This window comes from Leucobacter sp. (assembly GCF_053528595.1).
Map to the genome: position 1 here is coordinate 1 of NZ_JAIVPF010000089.1, position 5,308 is coordinate 5,308.

Here is a 5,308-nt window from a genome sequence, read left to right on the forward strand (position 1 = left end):
AAGAAGGTCTGCGCTCGGGTGAAGCCGACGCCCTGCGCGGCCTTCACCACGTCGGGCGAGACCGAGTCGAGGCCGTCGGCGACCACGCGCACGAGGAGCGCCACCGTGTAGATGATGAGCGCGACGACGATGTTCATCGGGTCGAGGATCTTCGTGCCCAGCACCTTGGGCAGCAGGATGAACAGCGCGAGGGAGGGGATCGTGTAGAAGAGGCTCGTGCCGCCGACGATGAACGGGTAGAACCGGCGGTACGTGAAGGCCAGGTATCCGAGCGGGATCGAGAGGAGCAGTCCGATCAGCGTCGGCAGCAGGGTGAGCCAGAGGTGCGCGACGGTGAGCTGGAGGATCTGGTCCGCGTTGGCGGCGATCCAGTCGAATCTCATGCGCGACGCTCCTCTGCGAGTGCGCCGACCGCGCTGCGGATGACGGCGTCCGATCCGAGCGTGCCGACGTACCGTCCGCCGTCGTCGACCACGATGGCGCGCCCGGCGGGGCTCGAGAGCGCGGCGTCGAGCAGCTCGCGGTGGCTGCCGCGAGCGTGCGAGACCGGGGTGGCGGGGGTGAGCCGGTCCGTCGCGACGGACCCGCCCTCGGCACGGGCCCACCCGACGGGCTTCTCGAAGGCGTCGCAGGCCACCACCCAGGCCTCGTCGGGGGCCGCGACGGCCTCTCCGGGCTGCGTGGACGGCGTGCGCTCGGGGACGAGGCCCGAGATCAGCTCGAAGTTCAGCGCGTGGTAGCCGCGCGACTCGCCGAGGAAGTCGGCGACGAACCGGTCGGCGGGGTTCGCGAGGAGCTCGGCGGGCGAACCGATCTGGGCGAGGATGCCGCCCTCCTTGAGCACGACGATCTGATCGCCGAGCTTGAGCGCCTCGTCGATGTCGTGGGTGACCATGACGATGGTCTTGGCCAGGTCGGCCTGGATGCGCAGGAACTCGGCCTGCAGCTGCTTGCGCACGATGGGGTCGACCGCGCTAAACGGTTCGTCCATCAGCATGTAGGGCGGATCCGCGGCGAGGGCCCGGGCGACGCCCACGCGCTGCTGCTGCCCGCCGGACAACTGCCAGGGGTAGCGCGAGCCGTAGCTGCGATCCAGGCCGACGAGCTCGAGCAGGTCGAGTGCGTGGGCCCGGGCGCTGCGCTTGTCGCTCCTGTTGAGATAGGGCACCGCGCAGACGTTGTCGATCACCGTCTGGTGCGGGAAGAGGCCGGCGTTCTGGATGACGTAGCCGATCTTGCGCCGCATGCGGATGGTGTCCGTCTTCGTGTTGTCCTCGCCGCCCAGCAGGATCGATCCGGAGGTCTGCTCGATCAGGCGGTTCACCATGCGCAGCGTGGTCGTCTTGCCGCAGCCCGAGGGGCCGACGAGCACGGTGATCCTGCCCGTCGGCGCGACGAACGAGAGGTCGGCGACGGCCGTGGTGCCGTTGTCGTAGGTCTTGACGACGTTCTTGAACTCGATCATGCGCGTTCGGCCTCCTCGATTCGGTGCGTGCACGATCCGTGCCGCGCTGGGTTCGCGTCTGAATGTGAAGCGGTGCTCGGGGTGTGGGGTGACAACTTCGTCTCCGTATCTCTACGTCGGCGCATCGAGGTGTGCGAGGAAGGGGATCCGTAGCCAGAATACCCAAGTATTTTCAGCTGGTGGAACTTTCCTTGTTCATAGAGTAATAAAGTAGAGAGGAACTTGCAATACTCCCGAACACGATGGCAGGGCGCAGATGACGTACACACTTCCCAGCAGGCTGACCGTTCACGACGTCGCGGCCATCGCCCGCGGCGCCGCCGTGCGGGTCTCCGCGTCGGCGCGCGACGACATCGAGCGCCACTACCACCGGGCGAACGCCATCGCCGAGCGGCAGCCGGTCTACGGACGATCGACCGGCGTCGGGGCGAACCGATCGACGGCCGCGGCGACCGATCCCGTGACGCACGGGATGAATCTTCTGCGGAGCCACGCCGTGGACGCCGGGCCGGCGCTCGACGCCGAGACCACGCGCGCGATGCTCGTGGTGCGCCTCAACCAGCTCCTGCACCCCGGCTCGGGCATCGATCCCTCGCTGATCGACGGACTGGAGCGCATGCTCGCGAGCGGGTGCCTGCCCGAGGTGCGACGATACGGCGGGATCGGTACGGCCGACCTGTCGGCGCTCGCCGGGACGGCCCTCGCCCTCGCGGGCGAGCGGCCCACCAGCGGCGAGGGCTTCCAGCCGATCGGGCCGATCCGGGCCGACAGCGCGCTCCCCTTCATGAGCTCGAGCGCGCTGACGCTCGGCGGCGCCGCGCTCGCCGCCGCTCGTCTCGCCGAGCTCGCGGACGCGGCGATCGCGGCCTTCGCGCTCTCCGCCGCCGCCGCGCGCGCGAACGCCTCGGCGTTCTCCGCCGAGGCGGCCCTGGCGGTCGGGAGCCCGACGGCCGCCCGCACGGCCTCGCGTCTCGCCGGGATCGTCGGAGAGCCGACCTGGGAGGCGGCCCGCATCCAGGATCCGTTCGCCTACCGGGGCTTCCTGCCCTCGATGAGCGTGCTCTCCTGCGCGGTGCAGCGCCTCGGCGAATCGATCGAGACGCTGGTCAGCAGCGCGCAGGAGAACCCGCGGTTCTTCGCCGAGCAGGGGATCGCGGTGCACCACGGCGCCTTCCTCGAGAACTGGCTCGCCCACGAGCTCGACGCCACGGCGATCGCGCTCGCGCAGACGGCCCCGCTCGCGCTCGGACGACTGCGCTTCATCGACGACGACGCCTTCTCGGGGCTGCCGCGCTTCCTCGCCCCCGAGCCGGGGGCGGGCTCGGGCACGATGATCGTCGAGTACGTCTCGGCCAGCGCGATGGGGGAGGTGCTCGCCGCCGCCGCGCCGGTGTCGACGCAGAGCGCGGTGCTCTCGTGCGGGGTCGAGGACGACGCGACGTTCGCTCCGACGGCGCTCGGCAAGCTGCAACGCGCGCTCGACGGGTACGAGACCATGGTGGCCTGCGAGATCCTGGTGGCCGTGCGCGCGCTGCGCCTGCAGGGTCCCCCGCGGCTCTCCTCCGGGCTCGCCCGGCTGCTCGAGATCGCCGGCGAGCTGCCGGAGGACCTCGAGGATCGCGACCTGCGCCCGGACGTGGAGATCGCGACGCGCCTGATCGGCGGGTTCGCCGAGGCGGTCGACACCTCGGAGGTGCTCGCGTCCCTCGCGCGTTGAGCGCGTGCCGGGCGGTTAGACTGCGATGAGACCACCGAACGCAGGCGCTCGACAGGGGAGAACGAAGATGGCCGATAAGGCGACGGCGGCTCACGGGCAGGAAGTCGACGCGTCGCTCGGCCCCCAGGCGGTGCACCGGGCCCTCGAGGTGCTCACCCTCGTGGTGGATCGGGGGCCGCTGCCGCTGAGCGATCTCGCGCGCGCCAGCAAGCTGCCCACGAGCACCACCCTGCGCATGCTGCGCGCCCTCGAGAGCTGGGGCTACGTCTCCCGCGCGGCCGACGGCCGGTACTCGCTCGGTCGGCGCTTCATCCAGTCGCGGGTCTCCGCCGAGATGGCGAGGCCCGAGGACCTCATCGACCTCTCCGCCCCCGTGATGCGGCGGCTGACCGAGACGACGTCGGAGTCGAGCTATCTCGCCGTGCCGGGGCCCGCCAACACCTGCACCTTCCTGCGGGAGGTGCAGAGCCCGCTGCCGATCCGGCACGTCGGCTTCGACGGCTGGGAGGGGCGCACGGTGCCGATGGCCGGCTCGGCCGCCGGAGAGGTGCTCGACGGTCGCGTGCCGGAGTCCGGCTACGTGGTGATGGCCGCGGTCGACGACGCGGACTCCACGGTGATCGCGGCGCCCGTGCTCGCCGAGGACGGGCGCCGCGTGGCGGCGCTCAGCATCGCCGGTCCGAGCTTCCGCCTCCCCCCGGCCAAGGTGCAGGAGACGGGTGAGGCGGTGAAGGCCGCGGCGGCGGAGCTCACCCTCGCGCTGGGCTCCGCGCGGTAGTCGCGTGTCCGCCGCGGCGGATCCCGGAACCGGGCCCGCGGTGCGAGCCCGAGCTCTTTCGTGCCGACGCCTCGCTCGGGTTCGAGCAACGGGCTCGGTCCCGAGGGGAGGGGCGGCAGGCGCCGGAACGGGAAACGCCCCGCTCGCAGGCGGGGCGTTTCAGATCTTCGGGGCGAGGCGCCTCAGGAGGCGAGCACCTCGTCGAGCACTGCTCCGGCCTTCTCCTCGTCGGTCTTCTCGGCGAGCGCCAACTCCGACACGAGGATCTGGCGCGCCTTCGCGAGCATGCGCTTCTCGCCTGCGGAGAGCGAGCGCACCTCCTGGTCGCGGCGCCACAGGTCGCGCACGACCTCCGACACCTTGATCACGTCGCCCGAGGCGAGCTTCTCGAGGTTCGCCTTGTAGCGGCGGGACCAGTTGGTCGGCTCCTCGGTGAAGGGGGCGCGCAGCACCTCGAACACGCGCTCGAGGCCTTCCTGGTCGATGACGTCGCGCACGCCGACGAGGTCGCAGTTCTCCGCGGGCACCTCGATGGTGAGATCGCCCTGGTTGACCTGCAGCTTCAGGAAGAGCTTCTCTTCTCCGCCGAGCTTGCGCTTCTTCACCTCGATGATCTTGGCTGCGCCGTGGTGGGGGTAGACGACGGTCTCTCCGACCTCAAATTGCATCGAGTGGCTCCTTTACAGTCCAACCACTAGAATACCACACTTCCGATTCACAGAGTTAGGCTTGCCTAAGCTGCATCGCATGTGACCTGGCGGTTATGATGATTCCAAACTGTGTCCGCCGTGGGCGGGGCATAGTGGACAGGGATCGAACCACGGCTCGGAGGACCACCTTGAAGATTCGGATCGCTTCGTCTGTCGCACTGGCGGCGGCTCTCGCGCTCGGTGCGACCGGCTGCAGCCTGATCGCGCCGCAGGGCACGCTCAAGCCCTACGCTCCGAGCGACGGCATCGACGTCACGGTCGAGAGCGTCGACCTGCGCAACATCCTGCTGGTCGCAGACGAGAGCGGCGAGAACTTCAACGTCGTGTTCGGCGCGGTCAACCGCACCGGCGAGCCGCAGGCCCTGGCGATCAGCTTCGTGGGCGAGGGTGCGCAGCAGGCCCGCGCCGAGTTCACCGTGCCCACCGGCAACACCCTCTTCGGCGATCCCGCCGGCGAGGAGGCGCCGGTGCTCGTGTCGATCCCCGGCCTCCAGCCGGGCGCCACGGTGAGCGCCTACTTCCAGGTCCCCGGAGCATCCGAGATCGAGCGCGAGGTCCCCGTGCTCGACGGCACCCTGGAGGAGTACCGCAAGTACGTGCTCCCCGCGGGCTTCAGCCAGGCCGACGAGTCGCCCGCG

The 5,308-nt window shown here is 70.3% G+C and carries 6 protein-coding genes; 3 read left to right on the forward strand and 3 right to left on the reverse strand.

What is annotated here, in order from left to right:
• A partial coding sequence (locus tag ACWKZU_RS18190) for an ABC transporter permease (RefSeq protein WP_449283752.1) occupies nucleotides 1-383 on the reverse strand: 383 nt, incomplete at its 3' end.
• A complete protein-coding gene (locus ACWKZU_RS18195) occupies nucleotides 380-1,465 on the reverse strand; it encodes an ABC transporter ATP-binding protein (RefSeq protein WP_449283753.1) in 1,086 nt (361 codons plus the stop codon). The genes ACWKZU_RS18195 and ACWKZU_RS18190, both read right to left, overlap by 4 nt.
• A gap of 256 nt (nucleotides 1,466-1,721) precedes the next feature.
• Here ACWKZU_RS18195 and ACWKZU_RS18200 point away from each other — a divergent pair, with 256 nt between their 5' ends.
• Nucleotides 1,722-3,182: an aromatic amino acid lyase gene (locus ACWKZU_RS18200; RefSeq protein WP_449283754.1), complete on the forward strand. Its 1,461-nt coding sequence runs from the start codon at nucleotides 1,722-1,724 to the stop codon at nucleotides 3,180-3,182.
• A 67-nt stretch (nucleotides 3,183-3,249) separates the two neighbouring features.
• On the forward strand, nucleotides 3,250-3,960 hold the full coding sequence (locus ACWKZU_RS18205) for an IclR family transcriptional regulator (protein WP_449283755.1): 711 nt from the start codon (nucleotides 3,250-3,252) through the stop codon (nucleotides 3,958-3,960).
• Between the two features lie 182 nt (nucleotides 3,961-4,142).
• Here ACWKZU_RS18205 and ACWKZU_RS18210 read toward each other — a convergent pair whose 3' ends face one another.
• Nucleotides 4,143-4,628 carry a CarD family transcriptional regulator gene (locus tag ACWKZU_RS18210; RefSeq protein WP_087013543.1) on the reverse strand — a complete coding sequence of 162 codons (486 nt, stop codon included), beginning with the start codon at nucleotides 4,626-4,628 and terminating at the stop codon, nucleotides 4,143-4,145.
• A 170-nt stretch (nucleotides 4,629-4,798) separates the two neighbouring features.
• Between ACWKZU_RS18210 and ACWKZU_RS18215 the strand changes: the two genes are divergently transcribed.
• Nucleotides 4,799-5,308 (forward strand): DNA modification methylase (locus ACWKZU_RS18215; protein ID WP_449283756.1); only part of this gene is annotated, 510 nt, incomplete at its 3' end.

What these genes read in the sequence shown, in the direction of transcription:
- ACWKZU_RS18200 (WP_449283754.1), top strand. Translation starts at nt 1,722, where the DNA reads ATGACGTACACACTTCCCAGCAGGCTGACCGTTCACGACGTCGCGGCC.
- ACWKZU_RS18195 (WP_449283753.1), bottom strand. Translation starts at nt 1,465, where the DNA reads ATGATCGAGTTCAAGAACGTCGTCAAGACCTACGACAACGGCACCACG.
- ACWKZU_RS18205 (WP_449283755.1), top strand. Translation starts at nt 3,250, where the DNA reads ATGGCCGATAAGGCGACGGCGGCTCACGGGCAGGAAGTCGACGCGTCG.
- ACWKZU_RS18210 (WP_087013543.1), bottom strand. Translation starts at nt 4,628, where the DNA reads ATGCAATTTGAGGTCGGAGAGACCGTCGTCTACCCCCACCACGGCGCA.